Genomic DNA, 19,022 nt, shown 5'->3' on the forward strand with positions numbered 1-19,022 from the left:
TAAAATGACAGTTGGACATCAGCTCATAACAGGAGCACTCTGAAATATAGCTAACCCAAGAAAGGTTTCCCCACGTCATACTGCGATTAATTCGCGGTATCTCAACATAGATTCCGCTAACGAGTAGCGGAATGACGAATTTGTTGTTTTTCAAATCGTTTGTAAACCTAAGTCACTTTAGCTATAGATTTACTTTTTGAGTTATTTTGTTAACATTAATTATTACACCAAATCAATTGCACAAAATGAAAAAGGTGAAACTTGGGATACTAATTTCAGGCAGGGGATCAAATATGCAGGCCTTGATAGAGGCATGTCAAAATCGTAATTTTCCTGCAGAAGTTGTGTGCGCTATCACAAATAATAGCGAAGCTGCTGGCCTAAAAATAGCAGAACAAGCAGGAGTGCCAGCGTTTATTGTTAGAGATAAACCACTTGATGCTGATAAAATTCATGAAATATTTGTTCAACATAAGGTTGATTTAATTTGCCTTGCAGGGTTTATGAGAATCCTGCAAGCTAATTTTCTCAGTAAATGGAATAACAAGGTGATAAATATTCATCCCTCTCTACTTCCGTCCTTTAAGGGCCTAAATGCTCAAGAGCAAGCTCTAAAAGCAGGAGTAAAAATCGCAGGCTGTACTGTACATTACGTCACCCCTGAAATTGATGCTGGAGCCATAATTGCTCAAGTTGCTGTGCCAGTGTTACCAGCTGATGATATTCAAAGCCTCTCAGAACGCATTCTAGCTGAGGAGCATAAGTGTTATGTAGAAGCAGTAAGATCAATAGCAGAAAGTATTAATTATTGACCTTGAGTGTTTTTTCCAACTTCAACAAAAAATAAATTTTCGGGTTCCAGTAAAGAACTTGCCAGTTCGTTTACTTTCTCTGATTTAACGTCATTAATGATATTCGCATAATTATTTATATGGTTAACATCACAATCATTTATTTGCATATCATCAAGCAACATTGCTGTATTTGTGTTATTGGACAGGAAAAGGACAAAATTATTTACCATACCAATTTTTGCATCCTTGAACAACTGCTCATCAATTCCTTTCTTTTTTATTCTGCTCAATGTATCTTTTACCGCTGATATAGCTTTACCAGCAGTAGAACTATCAGTACTAAGACTTCCAATTATAAAGTTCCCATGTTTATTGGGAATAATACTTGCATAAACACCATAAGTAATACCCAAGTTTTGCCTCAGTTCTTTCATTAATATTGAATTCAATCCCATGCCACCAAGTGCATTAATCAAGACACTAGCATTATAATAATTAGGATCTTCATAAGCTATACCTTTTTGAGCAAAAAGTATCACACTCTGTGGTATATCCATAAAAATATTCTTACTTTCTGCAGAACCAAAATCATTTTTCACAAGTATTTTTCTAACTTTTGATCTTTTTGACGGCAATTTAGATAAATATTTATCTAACAACGTAATAATTTCTTCTTTTTTTGCACAACCAGCAACACTGATAACTATGTTATCTTTAGCAAAATTACGCTTTATGTATATTAAAACATCGTCCCTAGTAATGCTCATTATAGTGTCAAGAGTACCGTACACACTTTTTGAGTAAGGGTGTTTTTTAAACAATAACGTATTCAATTCTTCTCCAGCAATAAAAAAAGGATTTTTTTCAAGATTATTAAAATCAACTTTGGCTTTCTCGAAAACTCTATTCAACCCTTCAGAGTCAACTTTAGGACGTATTATAGCGTCACTAAGTAGTGAAACACCTTCTTCTAAATTCTCAGACAGAGTGTCCAACGAAACTCCAAACGTTTCTAAACCAGCACTAAAACGTAGACTAATTCCTTTATCTTCTAGCCTTTTTGCAAAATCTTTGGCATCATTTTTTCCTGCCCCTTCTTGAATTATAAGAGAAGTAAACCAGGTAAGTCCCTGTTTTTCTGCATTCTCATACACATGACCTGCATCCTTGAACGATATATTCAGTGAAACTTTTGGTAAATCACAGTTTTCAACAAATAAAAACTTAAATCCTTTACGGGTGGTGACCTCCTCTATATTTAGGTTACCACTTACTTGTAAATTAAAGCCTAGACAGAAAAAAAATAGAAGTACAAATTTACTTATTCTCATTATCATCTGCTTTTGGCAACAAACGACCAATTAACTTATTAGCAGAAAAAATAGCACGGATTTTATTATTTACATCCTCTAAATTGACATCATTAATCTTGCTATATGAAATATCTATTTCATCAAGTGGAATACCAAGCGCTAACTGTGAGCCGTAAAAGAATGCTATATTCTCTAAGCTAGATAAGTTATCAAACTGTGCTGCTTTATATCTATATTTTGAGCTTTGCAACTCCTCATCCGTTATTCCTTTAGACATGAAGTTATTAATAGCATTGTCTAACTCTCTTTCAACAATATCTAAATTAACTCCGCTTTTTGGAATTATTTTAATATCAATGTAGCCATCACTAAAAGTTAAACTATTGTAATAAGCAGATACTGATACTGCCACATCTTTATCTAAAACCAAATCTTTATACAGTTTGCTGGATTTGCCGCCACCTAAAATGTCAACCGCTAAATGAGCAGCATAGGCTTCATTTATGTGCTCAAATAAGGGAACACGATAACGAAAATATAAAATTGGTTCTTTTACTTCAGTGCTCTCTAAAATCACCAATAAACCTGCATTATGCACTGGATCCTGATTTGGATAATGCCTAATTATAGGCTTAGCTTTAATTTCGCCATATTTTTCTTCTGCTAATTTCACTACTTCATCATATTCCACATCACCCACAATCAGTAATATTGCATTGCCGGGGTGATAATAGTTATCATGAAACCTCGTTATGTCATCTTGATTGTAAGTTTTAATATCGCTCTCCCAGCCGATAACAGATCTACCATAGCCAGTACGGTAAAATGCACTATCCATTTCTTCCCATAACAAGTTGTTAGGATAATTATCAAATCTCATCTTCCTCTCTTCCAGTACAATGTTTTTTTCTCTTTCTATTTTATCTTGGGTAACATTAAAATTGCCCATTCTGTCTGCTTCAACTTCCATTGCCAGTGGTAAGTCATTTTTAAGGACTAATTCGTAGTAACAGGTATATTCCTTAGTAGTAAACGCATTAAACTGGGCCCCAATGCTACTCATAGTGGCTTCTATATCTGTGAACTTCCCTGTAGTTTCAAACATTAAATGTTCAAAGTAGTGAGCCAATCCTGCTTTGCCAATTGGATCATCCATTCCCCCAACTTTGTATATTACTGCATGTAAAACGGCTGGAATCCGATGATTAGGAACAACATAGACATCTAGTCCGTTACTGAGTCTAGCATGTTTTATGTCGTGCTCTATGCTTAAAGCCTTCAAAGAAATTGGGTAAGTAAAAAAGAGTGCAGGTAGTATAAAAAAACTAAAAAACTTATTAAGCATTATTTCGACCTAATATAAAAACAATTATTTTATTCCTCATTTTGTTTAGAAATAAACATATCGTATATATACCACTTATATAACAATGTAAACATTCCACAAACTATAGATAAATCCGCTAAATTAAAAGCTGGCCAATACCAATCATCAATATGAAAATATATGAAATCATATACAGCTCCCCAATAAATCCTATCAACTACGTTTCCGATTGCTCCACCAATCATCAGAGAAAACCCAAGGTAAATTGACTGATCATCAGACTTGTATATCAAGTATGCAAGCATACCAATTATTAGTATTGAAAATGCTGAAAAAAAGAAACCGCCATGCGGTAAAGCGCTACACATTCCAAAACTAATGCCTGAATTCCAAACTTCAACTAGCTTTATAAAGCTAGCGATCTCAATTGATTCTCCCTCATCAATCAATGAGTTTATGTACAATTTGCTCGTTTGGTCAATCAATACTATAATTAATATAACAATTAAGCATAACTTTTTCATAAATTTGCCTTTAACCTATAAACTTTAAGTATATCATAATTTATCTGTTTTGTTAACTCCTCAATACTATGGAATTTTTTTTCTGACCTTATGAATTTTAAAAGTTGTATATTGACTTTATGATTATATACGTCTTCATCAAAATCGAATATGTGCATTTCTATTATAGGCTTTTTCAGATCCTTAAATGTAGGTCTCATACCAATATTGACTACTCCATATAACCAGTTTGGGTTATTATAAGAAAACATCACTTTAGCGTAATATGTACCAAATTTTGGTTTTATCATGCAATCTTCTATAGGAATATTTATGGTTGGGAATCCTATTTCTCTACCTCTACACACACCCTTTGTCACAACACCAGAAACTTGATAAGGTCTACCAAGTAATTTATTAGCAATGTCTATTTCACCTTTCTGTACATACTCTCTGATTGAAGAAGAAGAGCAAATTTTGCCGTCAATTATTAATGGCTCTAATTTAGTCAAAGAGTATCCATATGTTTCAGAATATTTCTCTAGAGTTAATATATCACCAAATCGTTTATGACCAAAAGTGCAATTTTCTCCGACAATTATGTGTTTAGCGCCATATTTATCTATTAAAATCTCACTGATAAAGTCATCGCAGCTAACCTCAGAAAAACCTCTACTAAAATTAATAATATACAAGTAATCTATACCATAGCTGCTGATTAGTTCCTTTTTTTGTTCTTGGTCTATTAACCTAAAATTGTTTCTACCAAATAAAACAGTTGATGGGTGAGGCTCAAAAGTTAAAACTGCAGAGGGTAATCCTCTTTCTTGTGCTACCTTCTTTAGAGTGGAAATTGCAAATTCATGTCCTAAATGAATGCCATCGAAATTTCCGAAGGTTAGTGCTATATTATTTTCTATCCCTTGCTCACAATTATAAATAATTTTCATACAATTTGATGTTTTTACATGTTTCTTATTATAATAACTATATTTTAGCAAGCTACGGAGATAAATTGTGAAAAATACTAAAGGAAAAGTTATAATATATGTAAAGCATCACTGCCCATTCTGCAAAAAAGCAAAAGAGTTACTGGATAAAAAAGGTGTGAAATATGAAGAAATCGATGTGCTCAAAAACTCAGATCTATTTAACGACATAAAATCAAAGTATAACGTTAGAACAGTTCCACAGATCTTTATTAACGATAAGCACATTGGGGGGTGTGACAAATTGATGGATCTTGAAAAAGAAGGAAAGTTGGGTGATATGCTAAATAATAATGACAATCACACTGATGTCACAACCTACACAAACAGCAATGATGAATGTGGAGAGTGTGTTATACCACATGATGATTTTATGTAACTTTTTATCTTGTTTTGTCGTGTAATACGTAAATGAAAACTAGTATGCTCACTTTAAACAATTCTTAATGAATTAAAAATACAATTCATTTAGTGAGTTTTTTTAGTGGGAAAAAATGACAAAAAATATTTCAATTATTAGCAGAAACTTAATTAGTATCGAATTAGTTAACAAACAAGATTTAGAGAATTTCATCAAGATTTTCACAGTGCTTGATAAACATATAGCAGCTAAAACACTTTTTACAGAAGAAGTGAGAATAGAGTATAAACAGCGCGACGGCATAGAAGTTGTTGAATTGCTAAAAGATACAGACTTTACATATCATGAGGTTGAAAATGTATTGAACCACCTGAGTAAACATGGAATGAAGGTGCCCATCAGTGTTATAGCACACACCCTTTTTGCTGCATACAATCACGCACTTGAATCTAAGAATGTAGCATTTTCTTTTTCTGAAGGCTCTCCACAATTTAACATCAGAGTGAGCAAGAACACCTTCATAATAACTCCTATGAGTGAAGAGAATTTGGAATTGAATTCACAAAGTAGCAAGACATTAATAGAGTCGTTACAGAGCGAAAAAAATATTTATGATTGTATAGTAGAAGAAAATACCATTAAAGTTATAGTGCATTCTGAAATACATCAAGCTATAAATTTGATTATAAAATCACTGATAAAGTCTTGCCTTTTAGCAAAAGAGGAAGAAGGAAAATTCAAAGAGAAATTAAGACAACTTGCCTTTAAGGATCAAGCTTTTGTTGAGTATTCCAGTATCAAAACCATCAGTAGGTATCCACATAATCATCCTCTGAGAAAGCATGAAAGTATTACTAAGGACATAGAAAATATTTTATGTGATTTCATAACAAATGAGAATAGCGAGTTTGCTATAGAGCGGTTAAATAAGCTGAGCTCAGCAGTTTCTCCGGATACTCCAAGAATCATCACTAAAACTATAGATAAACTTGTTAAATTTCATTAAGATATACGAGAGCCAATAGACTTCTTGTACTACCTTCTGTCATCCAAGTAGCCAAGCTACTTGGTTCTTTTTTTGGGTTCCAGCACTATGTACATAGCTGTACAAACATTGTAGCCGTTATTCAAGTAGTCCGCAGAAGCGAAAAACTTCCTTGACAAACTCCGCCAGCCCCCTTATTATGACAATAAGGGTATTTATGACTCAAAACTTGTTTTTGACCTGCAGGCTCAATGACAACATTCAGTAAAAAACTTAGGGTATTTTTTGGCGGATTACATAAAATTATAGCGGCTGCATGTCTTTTAAATTTTTTCTACATTCAGCCAAACTGCGCTTAAACTAAGCGTCAGCACATTATTACAGCGCCAATTTAAAGTATTAGAGAGTCAAAACTCGCACCACGGGAGTTCTTTGCCTTTTTTTTTATTTGCTTAACGTTTGTAGCTAAAGCAATTTAAGAGACCGAAAATGGTGTCATTCCAGCGCGTGACGCTGAAATCTAGTCTTTATTATGCAGCCACTTATTTAAAGTTAAGTTTTCTGGATCCAAGTAGTCTGGGCACTGGGATGACAGGAAAAGGTACTACCCTGACAACCGTCATCCCGCTACGTGTTAGCGGATGAGATACCGCTGCGGTATGACGGTCTGCGGCAGTATGACGGTTCACGGTGGCATGACGATAACCTCGTCATTCTGCTACTCGTTAGCGCCGCGGCGGTATGATGTCTTCCTTGGATCAGCTATAGATTACCTGATCTCACCATCTTTCCAGTTGTTTTATACATAATTCTCGGATTTTGAAAGTTCACTTTGAATAAATTGCTCATATTCTTTATCCTCTAGTTCTTCAAAAATCTCTGGATGTTGGTCACCTAGAAGAACAATTATTGAAATGAGCTCTTTGTTTGTTTTTTTAAGTAAAAACCTTTCAAGGAGAGTTTGTTCATCAACATATCCCGGGCACATAGATGATCGATACTCCTTTCTGTCAAGATCAATCAAAGCAAAACCCGTTGCAGCCATATGCTTGCACGGACCATAATACACAAATGCAGGACAGGAACACTTTCCACTAAGGAATGGACTATCGTATTCTAGTTTTACCCGATATACACTTGATCCAACTACCTCTTATTTAGCGTGAGATTTGTTGATAGATACGTTTCGTACTTTTCCTTTGTTGAAATAATCTCTTCCGCTAGAGAGGTAAGATTCTTTAAGAAGATTTTTGATATCTTTATAATATAATCTCGTTTTTGCCTCCTTATTTCATATATAAAGCCCTCAATTTTCTAATATATCCTTTCTTCCATAAAAATTTATTAACCCACCACAACTTTAATATGGCGCTTCTTTCCTGCAGATAATTTTATAAATGGCTGACCTTTAAAGCTCTCGAAATTTATTATATAACTAACGTTGTTTATAATATTATCATTAACTTTGCATCCATTGCCCTGTATTAAACGCTTTGCTGCGCATTTTGAAAATTCCAAACCGGTGTCACGCAGCAGGTTTACTAAGGATATGCCGCTTGCAACTTGTGCTTTTTTTATGATGTAATCAGGAAGTAGTGAGCTATCTTCATTCTCAAAAGCAGAGACTGCAGCAGATAGTGCAAGTTCCGCTTCTTTGTCACCATGACATATTTTTGTCACCTCTGTTGCTAAAACTTTTTTTGCTTCATTTATTTCCTGATCTTTTAAGGATTCTAACTTTTTGATCTCATCAATTGACACATCAGTGAGCAATCTCAAAAAACGTCCAACATCTTGATCATCAACGTTGCGAAAATATTGCCAGTAGTCGTAAGGCTTTAGCATATTATCATCAAGCCACACTGCTCCACTTTCAGTTTTGCCCATTTTTACCCCTTGAGCATTCAATAAAAGAGGGGCAGTAAGGCCAAACAGCTCAGGTAAATTCAACTTTTTTCCAAGCTCAATTCCGTTTACTATATTTCCCCACTGGTCTGACCCTCCAATCTGCAGACGACAGCCATGCTTTTTATTCAACTCAACAAAATCATAAGCCTGCAATAGCATGTAATTAAATTCCAGAAAGCTTAAGGTTTGCTCTCTATCCAGCCTAGTTTTCACACTATCAAAACTTAGCATACGATTTACAGAAAAATAAGCTCCTATATCACGCAAAAAATCTATGTATTTTATGTTATCCAACCAATCTGCGTTATTTACTATCATTGCACCAGTCTTGTTGTCATTAAAAGACACCATTTTCTCTAATATTCTCCTTATGCTGGATGTATTTTGATTGATGTTCTCTACAGGCAAGATGCTTCTTGCTTTATCTTTGAAGGATGGGTCACCAATTTTTGTTGTGCCACCTCCAAGTAAGACTATCGGCTTATAACCAAATTTCTGCAGGTGACGGAGCATCATAATCTGAATTAGGTGACCAGCATGAAGACTTGGTGCTGTGCAATCAAACCCAATGTATGCGACTATATGATTATTTTCGGATAATAGCTGATCTAACCCTTCAATATTTGTACATTGGTATAGGTACCCTCTTTCTTGTATGAAATTTAAAAATTCAGATGCGTGTTTCATTTTGTAAACCCCAGCCTATCCTGTCATTAATGCGAAGTAACCCTAATAGGGAAAGATGTCATCCCAGTGCCCAGACACTGGAATCCAGAAAACTTAATTATAAACAAGCACACTATACAACGTTTTCGATGAAATTGCATGAAAAAATGGATTCCAGTGTCAAGCACTGGAATGACACCACCTGTGCAGGAGTTGCCTTCAAAATTACAACGTTTGTGCAGTTGTGCACCAGCTATCCAGGCAATCAGTTCCATAACTCTTCTATTTTATAATACTCCCTTACTTCTGACCTGAATATGTGAACCATTATGCCTTGAAAATTCAAAATCACCCAATTGCCTTCATCCATACCTTCTACATCTATTTTATCATGTCGCTCGAGACTTTTTATTACGTGTTCAGCTAACGCTTTCACATGGCGACTTGAATCACCAGATGCAATAATCATATATTTTGCAATAATGGTTCTATTCTGCACATCGAGAGTAACTATATCGTGACCTTTATTTTGATCTATTATACTTACAATCATGCTTTTTATTGATTCTGTATCACTGGATACATTAGTCATCATCTTAAATTATTTAATTTACTTATAATTATACACTCAAAATCTCTAAATATGAACTATTTTCAACGCGACTGTTCGTTAAAAAGGTATTACCTGCATCTATTTTATCATCATGTTTTTAGCATGTACAATGTATATACTTTTATATATAATTGAAAATAGCTTTCTACTAGTATTCATTATGGGCAAGACTCTCATCTACTTAATCGGCTTTCCAGGTAGTGGTAAGTTTACTACTGCAAAGGAACTGTGTAAAATCATTGATGCAGTAATAGTAAGCAATAATCTATTCAATAATATTATATTTGATATTGTTAAATTGCAGGATGCTGAAGTTCCAGATGAACTATGGGAAAAAATTTTTGCAGTTAGGGAAAATGTATTAGCAATACTAGAAAAACACTACATAAAATCAAAACATTATATATTTACAAATGAATTGATAGAGGGTGACCCCTATGATCAGAGAATATACAACTCTGTGGTAAATTTAAGTAAAAAAATGGATATGGAAATTCTTCCTGTAGTGTTACATTGTAATGACGAAGAACTAGCAAGGCGTATTCACTCAAAGGAGAGATGCCAAAAAAATAAAATTATTGATTCGGATTTTGTTATGAAAAGAATTGAAGGGAAAAGGCTATTTATACCGGAAGGTACACTTGAAATTGATAACTCAAACTTAAGTGCAAAGGAAGTTGCAAAGAAAATTGTTGAAGAGATGAAGGAAGAAAAAAATGGAAAATTAATTAAAACTTCTGTAACAAATCATTTAAAAACAGAGCGTACTCGTGGTTGAGCAGGAAGATAAGTATCGTCCTTGTGTTGGCATAATGCTATTTAACAGACAGGGACATGCCTTTATTGGAAAACGCTTTGATAGCGACTCTTACTGGCAGATGCCACAAGGAGGTGTTGATGATGGTGAGGAACTGGAACAAGCAGCGTTACGTGAGTTGCTAGAGGAAGTTGGTACTAATAAAGTAAAGGTTATAACTAAAAGCAAGGATTGGATATACTACAACTTGCCTGAAGAAGTTATACCAAAGTGCTGGAATGGGAAATATTCTGGTCAAAAGCAAAGGTGGTTCTTAATGAAATTTTATGGAGAGGATAAGGATATTGATATTAATTATACTGATCATCCAGAGTTCAAAGAGTGGCGTTGGCAAAGTATAGATGATTTAGTAGCCAATGCTATATCATTTAAAAAAGAAGTTTATAAGACAGTGATAGAAGAGTTTTCTTCTACAATCAAAGCCTCTATTATTGAGTAAAATTTACAATAAGCTCATGATAGTAGATTCTCATTGCCACTTGATTTATTTTTCTGATGATGAAATACCAAAAGTAATTTCAAGGGCAGAGCAAAATGGTGTAAAAATTTTGCATAACATATGCGTAAGCATTGATGATATCCCTAAATTATTAAAAATTTCTTCATCCTACAATCAAGTCTACTTCTCTGTTGGTATACATCCACTTGATGCTGCTATAGAAAACGGTGAGTGTATACATGCTGATGAATTAGTTGAATTTACTAAGAATCAAAAGGTAATTAGTGTCGGTGAAACCGGGTTAGATTTTTATAAATCTGACAACAAAGACAATCAGAAAAAAAGTTTTGCATCACACATAGAAGCAGCAAGAATAACTGGGTTGCCCTTAGTTATTCACACTAGAAATGCTGATGATGAGATGATTGATATATTAAAATCAGAAATGAAAACTGGCACTTTTGGTGGAGTAATGCACTGCTTTGCTTCCTCTAAAGAGCTTGCTTATCAATCTATAGATTTAGGGTTATATATTTCATTTTCTGGAATCATTACTTTTAAAAATGCGAGCTTACTCAGAGGAATTGCACAAGGTGTACCACGCGAACGTGTTTTGGTTGAAACTGATGCACCGTATCTATCACCTGAGCCTTACAGAGGAAAAAAGAACGAACCAGCAATGGTAAAATATGTTGTGGATTGTTTGGCAGAGTTATGGAATGAGTCACCCGACAAAGTAGCAGAAATAACCACAAGCAACTTTTTTAGGCTGTTTACGAAACTTGAGCTACAAGGAAATTCTATAAAACCATTGATTTGCTTATGAGCCTAAATAGTTCTTTCACTGCATTCACAGATTTATCGAACATTTCTCGTTCACTATTATCCATCTTAACTTCTAGGACCTTTTCAACTCCATTTTTTCCAATAATTACAGGAACACCAATAAACAAATCTTTTACACCATATTCACCATTAAGGTAAGCAGCACATGGTAATATACGCCTTTTATCTTTTAAATATGACTCTAACATGCATATAGCTGAAGATGCAGGAGCGTAGTATGCAGATCCAGACTTAAGCAGATCAACTATTTCTTTACCGCCATTGCGAGTGCGTTCAACTATTTCATCAACTTTTTTCTGCGTAATGAGATCCATATCGATAACTTGGGTAAGTGGAATGCCAGCGATAGAAGTGCAATTAATGAGTGTTACCATAGTGTCACCATGTCCTCCAAGCACAAAAGCAGATATATCTTCAACTGAAATATTTAATTCACTTGCAAGAAAATAACGGAAACGGGAAGAATCAAGCACTCCTGCCATTCCAACAACCATATTAGCTGAAAGGTTTGAAAATTTATGCACCACTGAAACCATGGCATCCAAAGGGTTGGTAACCACTATTACAAACGCATTTGGAGAATACTTCTTAATATTTTCACCAACCTCCTTCATTACTTTAGCATTGGTTTGCAGGAGGTCATCCCTGCTCATTCCAGGTTTTCTAGCAATGCCTGCTGTTATGATGATTGCATCAGAATTTTCTATATCTTTGTATTGATTAGTTCCAGTTAAACCAGAATTAAATCCATCAATAGGGGATGATTCTGCTATGTCGAGTGCTTTACCTTGCGGTATTCCATCACTAATATCAAGTAAAACAACATTGCCGAGTTCCCTTAGTGCAATCATATGGGCAAGAGTTCCACCGATATTTCCTGCACCGATTAAAGATATTTTTTTTCTTTGTACTGTCATTTTCTACTCCTTTGTATTTACTTTTATGGTTTTACCTTCCCAAGGCGATAGGCTATCAAGCATACGAAAATCTTGCGATAAATCTATAGGATTATATACAACCTTTTTTGCCTCTATATCGTATCTTACTTCCTCATAACCAGTGAGAGGAAAATCTTTTAACATTGGATGACCTTTGAATCCATAATCTGTTAGAATCCTACGCAAATCAGGGTGATCAGAGAATTCTATTCCATACATATCAAACACTTCACGCTCAAACCACGAAGCTGTGCTAAATACCTTTGCTATGCTTGGAGGCATATCGCCCTCACATAATTGAAGTTTTATGTGTACTCTAATATTATGCACAATGCTGAGTAAATTGTACACTAACTCAAAGCGCTTTTCTCGATCTGGATAGTCAACCCCAAAAATATCAACTAATAGTTCAAACCTACACTTTTCATCATCACGTAGGAAGGATAGGTGCTTTTCAATTTCATCTAAAGTTGAATATATTACAATAATGCCATCATCTTTTTGAATGCACTCACACTTGGTCTTTTTTTGTATATGCCTTGCAGTTTTATCCACGCTTTATATTCTGAGTTCGTTTTATTTTGTTTTGTAGGCATAGCATTCCATATAGCAACGCCTCAGCGGTTGGTGGGCATCCAGGGACATACACGTCAACTGGCACAATTCTATCACAGCCTCGGACTACTGAATAAGAGTAATGGTAATAACCACCACCATTTGCACAACTTCCCATAGAAATAACATACTTCGGGTCTGCCATTTGATCATAAACCTTACGCAATGCTGCTGCCATTTTATTAGTTAGTGTGCCAGCAACAATCATCACATCTGATTGACGTGGGCTTGCACGAAACATTATGCCATATCTATCAAGATCATAACGGCTGGATGCAGTATGCATCATCTCAACTGCGCAACATGCAAGACCAAATGTCATTGGCCACAATGAACCAGACCTTGCCCAATTCATTACATAATCTATTAAATCACCAAATTTAGTAACAAGAAACCCTTCTTTTTTATAACGACCCCAGTCATCATTAGATAGAATTTGATTTGTCATAAACTACTCCCACTCTAATGCACCTTTACACCATTCATAGATAAAACCTATAGTGAGTATTGCAAGAAATACCATCATAGACCAAAATCCACCATAGCTTATCTTAGATAAAGAAACAGCCCAAGGAAAAAGAAAAGCAATTTCTAAGTCAAATATTATAAATAATATTGAAACTAGGTAAAATTTAATGTCAAAATTTTTTCTTGCACTGGATAGTGGATTGAAGCCACACTCATATGTGGAAAGTTTTTCACCATCTGGCTTACTCACTGCAAGAAACATAGGCAATATACCTAAAGCAAAAGATACTACAATTGATACGCAGATAAAGATTACTATGGTTAGATATTCGCTCATTTAACAAAACATATAACACTATGAGTTTACATGCTTTCCTAACTTTTTACCACCTAAAATATGCACGTGAAAGTGTGGTACAACCTGCTCTCCATTTTCACCATAGTTAGTGACTAATCTATATCCTGTTTTTTCTAAATTATATTTATGTGCTATTTCTCTGACAATTTTGAAAAAACTTACTATCTCCTCTTCAGAAGCTTTTAGAATAAAATCATCGTATGAAATATATTGATTTTTTGGTATAACTAAAATGTGAACTGGTGCATCAGGGTACTTATCACGAAAAGCTAGTACATTTTCATTTTCATGTACCTTCTTACAAGGTAACTCACCTCTTAATATTTGAGCAAAGATGTTATTGCTATCATAAACTTCATTGCTCATATTTTAAGAGCGACCTTTCCCTCTTCCTTTATTTCTTTCTACATCAGGCGTAGATAGTGGTTTTATTACTTCACCAGAGGCATCTTCAAAATTCAAAAAAGTACTTCCCAATCCTTCTGCTTGCTTTTTGATATCTCGTTCTGATAACTGCATATTTTTTATAGGAGAAATAGCTTCTTTACTTTTACCAAAAGGAAACTCGTTAGGATTAGTAATGTTAAAAGATTTTACTAATTCATCTGTACTTGTAACAGTTTCTGAAGACTGCCCTGGTGACTTTCCAGTTTGTGCTGGCCTTAGAGTTTTTGATGGTTTGTTCTGGTTATCATATTCTCGATACAATTTTTCTGCAATACCATTCAGCAATTTTAAGTCTGTATGAATTTTAAATTCTCCACCAGTAATTCCTGCCAGCTTCTTAAGGTCTTCGTCAACTTTATTAGCAATTCCTTTAAGAACAAGCTCTTTTATTTCTTTCTCGCTCTTGCCTTTATTATCAGGATTAGTTTTAATAGTGTTAGCTATTTCCTCAACGTTAATTTCAATTACAATTTTGTTTTCTTCTCTAAAAATAGTTACATTCGGTAAACCTACTTTTATTTTACCCAATTGTTCATCGTTCAAATAAGGTATATCTCCCGTCAGAGTCCTTGACGCTAAAAAAACTACCTTTCCTGTCCCTTTCTTTTGCTCTGTTATTTGTACACCAAGATTCTCACTAGCTTGTGTGGTTTCTATAGGTGGGTCATATTCCCTTTCTTCTTTAGGTACATCTATACCAACGGCTTCCTTTAACGAAACTGTAGCATCATGTTTCATTTCACCCATTGAAGCAAACGGCTTCTTTATAGGGTAAATAAGTGTTTTAGGCACAAGAGTAAGCACACGACGTGTAGCTTCTACACCTGTTTTAACTGCTCCGCCTATCTTAGCCCAAATAGATTCTGCCATACATGCCTCCAAGGTACTTTCTATAACTAAATACATTTTAATTATAGACGAAAAAATTTAAACTTCTATATTCATTATAAGATAGAATTATAGGGGTTGCAACCATTATTTGTACATTGTCTAAAACAGGTAGTATTTTCGCTACTTTTATTGTTCAATTTATTATAAAGAATACTCTCTAAATTATGTTTAAATGGAACACAAATAATATCATTGATGCAACTGGCGGAAGAGGCGTAAATGGTTGTAATTGGACACATAGCTCAAATATTTCAACGGACACAAGAAGCATAAAAAAAGGTGATTTATTTATTGCACTCAAGGGAAAGAATTTTGATGGCCATAATTTTTTGCATGAAGCGTTTTTAAAAGGGGCTGCCGCTGCAATAGTAAGTGAGGGTAAATATAAAAATTTCCCTCTCATTATTGTACAAGATACCCTGAAAGCTTTGCACGATATGGCATCATACTATATTAGAAATATTCTTGTTGATGCTAAAGTTATTGCAATTACAGGCAGTGTCGGGAAAACCACTACAAAGGATATGCTGCACACTGTTTTATCGCAATATGGAGTGTCCCATGCAAACGAAGGTAACTTAAATAATAATATAGGATTGCCTTTGACAATTCTAAAAGCTCCAAAAAACTGCCAGTACTTAATCCTTGAAATGGGAATGAATAAAGCTGGTGAAATAAAAGAATTATCAAAGATTAGTAATCCAAATATTGCAGTTATTACCAACATCGAACCTGCACATACTGAAAATTTTTCATCACTATTTGACGTTGCACAAGCGAAGTTAGAAATTCTATATGGTATGAAAAGTAATGGTACTTTGGTCTTAAACAGAGATAATAAATATTATGATTATCTCTCATCACATGCCAATAGAAATGTAATAAGCTTCGGTAAAGATAAAAATGCTGAAGTTTGTTTGTTGGACCTAATAAGAAATGATGACGGGCTAAATTTCAAAATCAGGCTGAGTGATAATCAAACTATAAACTGTAATTTACGTGTGCAAGGTGAGCATTTTGCTTATTCGCTACTTGTTGTTGCAGCAGTTGTGCAGAGCCTCGGACTTGATTTATCAAAATTACCACTTGCACTTAAGAATTTTAGTGTAACGAAAGGTAGAGGCAATATTCATAAGGTCAAATACAATAAAAAATATATACATTTAATTGATGACTCCTATAATGCCAGCCCTGCTTCGATGAAAACTGCAATAAAAACTTTGAGTACATATTCTAATCAGAGAAAAGTAGCTTTGCTTGGTGATATGTTGGAATTTGGTGATAAAAGCATAGAATTTCATACAGATTTGGTTAAGATTGTCACAGAAAATAATATAGATAAAATTTATACAGTTGGTAAATTTATGTTAGAATTGCATGAGCTTTTGCCAGATAATATAAGAGGCGCGCATTTTAATGATTCTAATCAATTGAAAAGTGATTTAGCTAACATTATTCAGAATAATGACGCAATTCTAGTTAAAGGCTCACGAAGAATGAAAATGGATCTTATTGTACGGGAATTCATAATAGAATATTAAGCAAAATCATTGTATTAATTTACAGTAACAAATTATTAGGAACTTTAATCGTGACAAAACGTGTAATTATTTTTGGTGGAACGGGGTTTATAGGCAAACACATCGTAAGACGCTTGGCAGCAGAAGGACATTTAATAAAGATATTCACTCGTAATCAGGAAAAAGCTGCTTGTTTAAAATTGTGTGGCAATTTGGGACAAATATCAATATTTAAAGGCGATTTTTTTGATGAAAAATCAGTTCTAGAGGGTATGGAAGAATGTGATGTAGCCATAAACTTAGTGGGAATATTATATGAAGCAAAAAAGCACGATTTTTACGCTGTTCACGTTAAAATAGCTGAAAGGATAGCAAAAGCTGCAAAAATGAAAAATGTACCTATGATGATACATTTTTCCGCTATGGGAATAGAAAATAGCAAGTTGTCAAAATATGCCAAAAGTAAATTGGAAGGTGAAAAAGCTGTAACTTCAGCATTTCAAGAAGCAATAATAATTAGGCCAAGCCTTGTATTTGGTAAAGAAGATAACTTCTTTAATAAATTTGCAAGATTAGCAACTGTTCTTCCTTTTTTGCCGCTAATTGGCAATGGAACGACTAAATTTCAGCCAATATGTGTAACAGACTTAGCTGAAGTGGTATATCGTATTATCAGTTTTAATAAGCAAGACAAGAAAATTTATAACATGGGTGGACCAAAGGTTTACTCTTTCAAAAGCTTATTGAAGTTTATTCTGAATGTTACTAACAGAAAGTGTTTGTTGATCAATGTATCTTTTCCAATGGCAAAGTTAATAGCTTTCTTTTTAGAAAATAAAATTATTTCTATGCTGCTAAAACCAATAACCAGAGATACGAACCCTGTGCTTACTCAAGATCAGGTGAAAGTTATGATGAATGGCTCAATCGAAAAGTCAGCTGACCTTGAAACAATGAAGGTTCGACCATTAGCAATTGAAAATGTGGTGCCAGAATACTTGAAGATTTATAGAAAGTATTGATAGAAGAGTGTGCCCGGTAGGATTCGAACCTACGACCCACAGCTTAGAAGGCTGTTGCTCTATCCAGCTGAGCTACGGGCACACAATATATATAAAATGCTTCTTAGTACAAGTGAAGTCAAGTATTTCGTGTGAATATGATGTTTGTGGTAATATCTTATACCAATTCTCATTGTTGGTCAGTCAAATAGGAGAAATTGCAGAGTTGTTTAATTGTGGAGCTGGCAAGAGAAGTAATAAATTTGCACAAAGCACCCTAAAGCAGAGCAATTGTATCGTATATTTTATTGCGCAAAATGTTCTGTTTTATGTATAACCAAAGCCTCTCAACAGGATTGAGTTCAGGTGAATATGGAGGTAGGTATATAATCTCAATATTTTTAGCTACCTTTAAATTTTTTGACTTATGCCAACTAGCACAGTCCATAACAAGAACAGCTTCTCTTGTCCCTAGATATTGCGACATTTGCTCAAGAAATACATTCATGCAATCAGTGTTAACATTTAGTGCAAATAAGCTAAAACTCTCTCCATTTTTAGGATTAACTGCACTGTAGAGATAAAAATTATGCCTACCTAATTTTATTTTAACCCGAGTCCTAGTGCCTTTTTTAAACCATCCATGCCCAACTTTCGAATGTGTGCCAAACCTTGATTCATCAAAGAAAAATAGCTCTTTTTCTGGATACTTGCCAATAACTTCATTGAGATTTTTTTTTGAATTCCTCTTGTTTACTTTTATCTTGTACGTTGTGTACTGGTCTTGGTGTAATATATGAAAATTTCATCTTTTGCATATGGCGGTGTACTGTAGATTTGCTGATATTTAATCCGAACTTTTCCTGGATTCTTATTCTCATTTCTTTAATGGTAATATTAGGATTTTCTTCTATACATGCTTCAATTTGCTGTAGTTGAGCCTGATTTAATTTAGTTTTTCTACGGCGTGATGGAGGAGCAAACAGTTTTTCTTCTCTGCCAAATTTCAAGAGTTTTATCCACGAAGTTAGTGCGCTTCTTGAAATTCAATATATTTTTGCTACAGCCGTTATACTATGCTTTTTTGCCGCAATTACAGCATTTAGTTTTTTTGAAACATATGCATTGTTCCTTACTTTCTTCAGCATTTCTTTTGCTGATTCTACTACTTTTTCATCCAATAATTTTGATCTTAATGCCATTTATACCTCGCTACTTCACTT

General features: G+C 34.3%; 21 protein-coding genes, 1 tRNA gene and 1 pseudogene. 8 read left to right on the forward strand and 15 right to left on the reverse strand.

The features are described from left to right. Positions 1-245 precede the first annotated feature (245 nt). Positions 246-812, forward strand: coding sequence for a phosphoribosylglycinamide formyltransferase (purN, locus tag OPR24_RS00885; RefSeq protein ID WP_064125413.1), 567 nt, complete (start codon positions 246-248; stop codon positions 810-812). Here the strand turns inward: purN and OPR24_RS00890 are convergent. The 4 genes from OPR24_RS00890 to ribF are packed head-to-tail and all read right to left on the reverse strand — an operon-like array spanning position 806 to position 4,887. Next, positions 806-2,125 (reverse strand): M16 family metallopeptidase, encoded by a 1,320-nt coding sequence (locus tag OPR24_RS00890; RefSeq protein WP_265033468.1) that lies wholly within the window; start codon positions 2,123-2,125, stop codon positions 806-808. The genes purN and OPR24_RS00890 overlap by 7 nt on opposite strands. Further along, positions 2,112-3,452 (reverse strand): M16 family metallopeptidase, encoded by a 1,341-nt coding sequence (locus OPR24_RS00895; RefSeq protein WP_265033470.1) that lies wholly within the window; start codon positions 3,450-3,452, stop codon positions 2,112-2,114. The genes OPR24_RS00890 and OPR24_RS00895 overlap by 14 nt, the downstream gene beginning before the upstream one ends. Before the next feature lie 29 nt (positions 3,453-3,481). After that, positions 3,482-3,958, reverse strand: coding sequence for a signal peptidase II (lspA, locus tag OPR24_RS00900; protein ID WP_265033472.1), 477 nt, complete (start codon positions 3,956-3,958; stop codon positions 3,482-3,484). Continuing rightward, a complete protein-coding gene (ribF, locus tag OPR24_RS00905) occupies positions 3,955-4,887 on the reverse strand; it encodes a riboflavin biosynthesis protein RibF (RefSeq protein ID WP_265033474.1) in 933 nt (310 codons plus the stop codon). Before ribF ends, lspA begins: the two co-directional genes overlap by 4 nt. A gap of 67 nt (positions 4,888-4,954) precedes the next feature. Here ribF and grxC point away from each other — a divergent pair, with 67 nt between their 5' ends. After that, positions 4,955-5,305, forward strand: a complete 351-nt coding sequence (gene grxC / locus OPR24_RS00910; protein WP_265033476.1) for a glutaredoxin 3 — start codon at positions 4,955-4,957, stop codon at positions 5,303-5,305. A 115-nt stretch (positions 5,306-5,420) separates the two neighbouring features. Continuing rightward, positions 5,421-6,293, forward strand: a complete 873-nt coding sequence (locus OPR24_RS00915) for a hypothetical protein (protein ID WP_265033478.1) — start codon at positions 5,421-5,423, stop codon at positions 6,291-6,293. 778 nt (positions 6,294-7,071) lie between these two features. Here the strand turns inward: OPR24_RS00915 and OPR24_RS00920 are convergent. From OPR24_RS00920 to rsfS, 3 genes are all read right to left on the reverse strand, one after another. Next, entirely contained in the window at positions 7,072-7,341 is a 270-nt protein-coding gene (locus OPR24_RS00920) for a hypothetical protein (protein ID WP_265033480.1), read from the reverse strand. Positions 7,342-7,616: 275 nt separating this feature from the next. Further along, positions 7,617-8,867 carry a tyrosine--tRNA ligase gene (tyrS, locus tag OPR24_RS00925; RefSeq protein WP_265033482.1) on the reverse strand — a complete coding sequence of 417 codons (1,251 nt, stop codon included), beginning with the start codon at positions 8,865-8,867 and terminating at the stop codon, positions 7,617-7,619. A gap of 244 nt (positions 8,868-9,111) precedes the next feature. Continuing rightward, positions 9,112-9,438, reverse strand: coding sequence for a ribosome silencing factor (gene rsfS, locus OPR24_RS00935; protein WP_253309997.1), 327 nt, complete (start codon positions 9,436-9,438; stop codon positions 9,112-9,114). A gap of 181 nt (positions 9,439-9,619) precedes the next feature. On the opposite strand from rsfS, the gene OPR24_RS00940 reads away from it, so the two are divergent. Genes OPR24_RS00940 through OPR24_RS00950 form a run of 3 tightly spaced genes read left to right on the forward strand, consistent with a single transcriptional unit; the run spans position 9,620 to position 11,541 of the window. Further along, a complete protein-coding gene (locus OPR24_RS00940) occupies positions 9,620-10,237 on the forward strand; it encodes an ATP-binding protein (protein ID WP_265033484.1) in 618 nt (205 codons plus the stop codon). Between the two features lie 34 nt (positions 10,238-10,271). Continuing rightward, a complete protein-coding gene (locus OPR24_RS00945) occupies positions 10,272-10,715 on the forward strand; it encodes an RNA pyrophosphohydrolase (RefSeq protein WP_406833286.1) in 444 nt (147 codons plus the stop codon). A 16-nt stretch (positions 10,716-10,731) separates the two neighbouring features. Beyond that, positions 10,732-11,541, forward strand: a complete 810-nt coding sequence (locus OPR24_RS00950) for a TatD family hydrolase (RefSeq protein ID WP_265033487.1) — start codon at positions 10,732-10,734, stop codon at positions 11,539-11,541. Here the strand turns inward: OPR24_RS00950 and mdh are convergent. Genes mdh through OPR24_RS00980 form a run of 6 tightly spaced genes read right to left on the reverse strand, consistent with a single transcriptional unit; the run spans position 11,516 to position 15,293 of the window. Then, complete coding sequence (gene mdh / locus OPR24_RS00955; RefSeq protein ID WP_265033489.1) at positions 11,516-12,478, reverse strand: malate dehydrogenase; 963 nt, start codon at positions 12,476-12,478, stop codon at positions 11,516-11,518. The genes OPR24_RS00950 and mdh overlap by 26 nt on opposite strands. Positions 12,479-12,481: 3 nt before the next feature. Beyond that, the gene (locus tag OPR24_RS00960) at positions 12,482-13,054 is read right to left on the reverse strand and encodes an NADH-quinone oxidoreductase subunit C (RefSeq protein WP_253307178.1); all 573 of its coding nucleotides are present in this window, start codon (positions 13,052-13,054) and stop codon (positions 12,482-12,484) included. Then, positions 13,047-13,562, reverse strand: coding sequence for a NuoB/complex I 20 kDa subunit family protein (locus OPR24_RS00965; protein WP_265033492.1), 516 nt, complete (start codon positions 13,560-13,562; stop codon positions 13,047-13,049). Before OPR24_RS00965 ends, OPR24_RS00960 begins: the two co-directional genes overlap by 8 nt. Before the next feature lie 3 nt (positions 13,563-13,565). Further along, positions 13,566-13,919: an NADH-quinone oxidoreductase subunit A gene (locus tag OPR24_RS00970; RefSeq protein WP_006279576.1), complete on the reverse strand. Its 354-nt coding sequence runs from the start codon at positions 13,917-13,919 to the stop codon at positions 13,566-13,568. 18 nt (positions 13,920-13,937) lie between these two features. Continuing rightward, positions 13,938-14,306: an HIT domain-containing protein gene (locus OPR24_RS00975; protein WP_265033494.1), complete on the reverse strand. Its 369-nt coding sequence runs from the start codon at positions 14,304-14,306 to the stop codon at positions 13,938-13,940. A 3-nt stretch (positions 14,307-14,309) separates the two neighbouring features. Beyond that, positions 14,310-15,293, reverse strand: a complete 984-nt coding sequence (locus tag OPR24_RS00980) for a hypothetical protein (RefSeq protein ID WP_265033496.1) — start codon at positions 15,291-15,293, stop codon at positions 14,310-14,312. Positions 15,294-15,442: 149 nt separating this feature from the next. On the opposite strand from OPR24_RS00980, the gene OPR24_RS00985 reads away from it, so the two are divergent. Together OPR24_RS00985 and OPR24_RS00990 are read left to right on the forward strand one after the other, a co-directional pair. Beyond that, the gene (locus OPR24_RS00985) at positions 15,443-16,819 is read left to right on the forward strand and encodes a UDP-N-acetylmuramoyl-tripeptide--D-alanyl-D-alanine ligase (RefSeq protein WP_265033498.1); all 1,377 of its coding nucleotides are present in this window, start codon (positions 15,443-15,445) and stop codon (positions 16,817-16,819) included. A gap of 50 nt (positions 16,820-16,869) precedes the next feature. Then, entirely contained in the window at positions 16,870-17,820 is a 951-nt protein-coding gene (locus OPR24_RS00990; RefSeq protein WP_265033500.1) for a complex I NDUFA9 subunit family protein, read from the forward strand. Between the two features lie 8 nt (positions 17,821-17,828). Here the strand turns inward: OPR24_RS00990 and OPR24_RS00995 are convergent. Together OPR24_RS00995 and OPR24_RS01000 are read right to left on the reverse strand one after the other, a co-directional pair. Continuing rightward, a tRNA-Arg gene (locus OPR24_RS00995) sits at positions 17,829-17,902 on the reverse strand. 87 nt (positions 17,903-17,989) lie between these two features. Next, positions 17,990-19,001: pseudogene (locus OPR24_RS01000) on the reverse strand (IS630 family transposase). Positions 19,002-19,022 lie beyond the last annotated feature (21 nt).

The organism is Wolbachia endosymbiont (group A) of Sicus ferrugineus (assembly GCF_947251515.1).
In the GTDB taxonomy this organism is placed as follows: domain Bacteria; phylum Pseudomonadota; class Alphaproteobacteria; order Rickettsiales; family Anaplasmataceae; genus Wolbachia.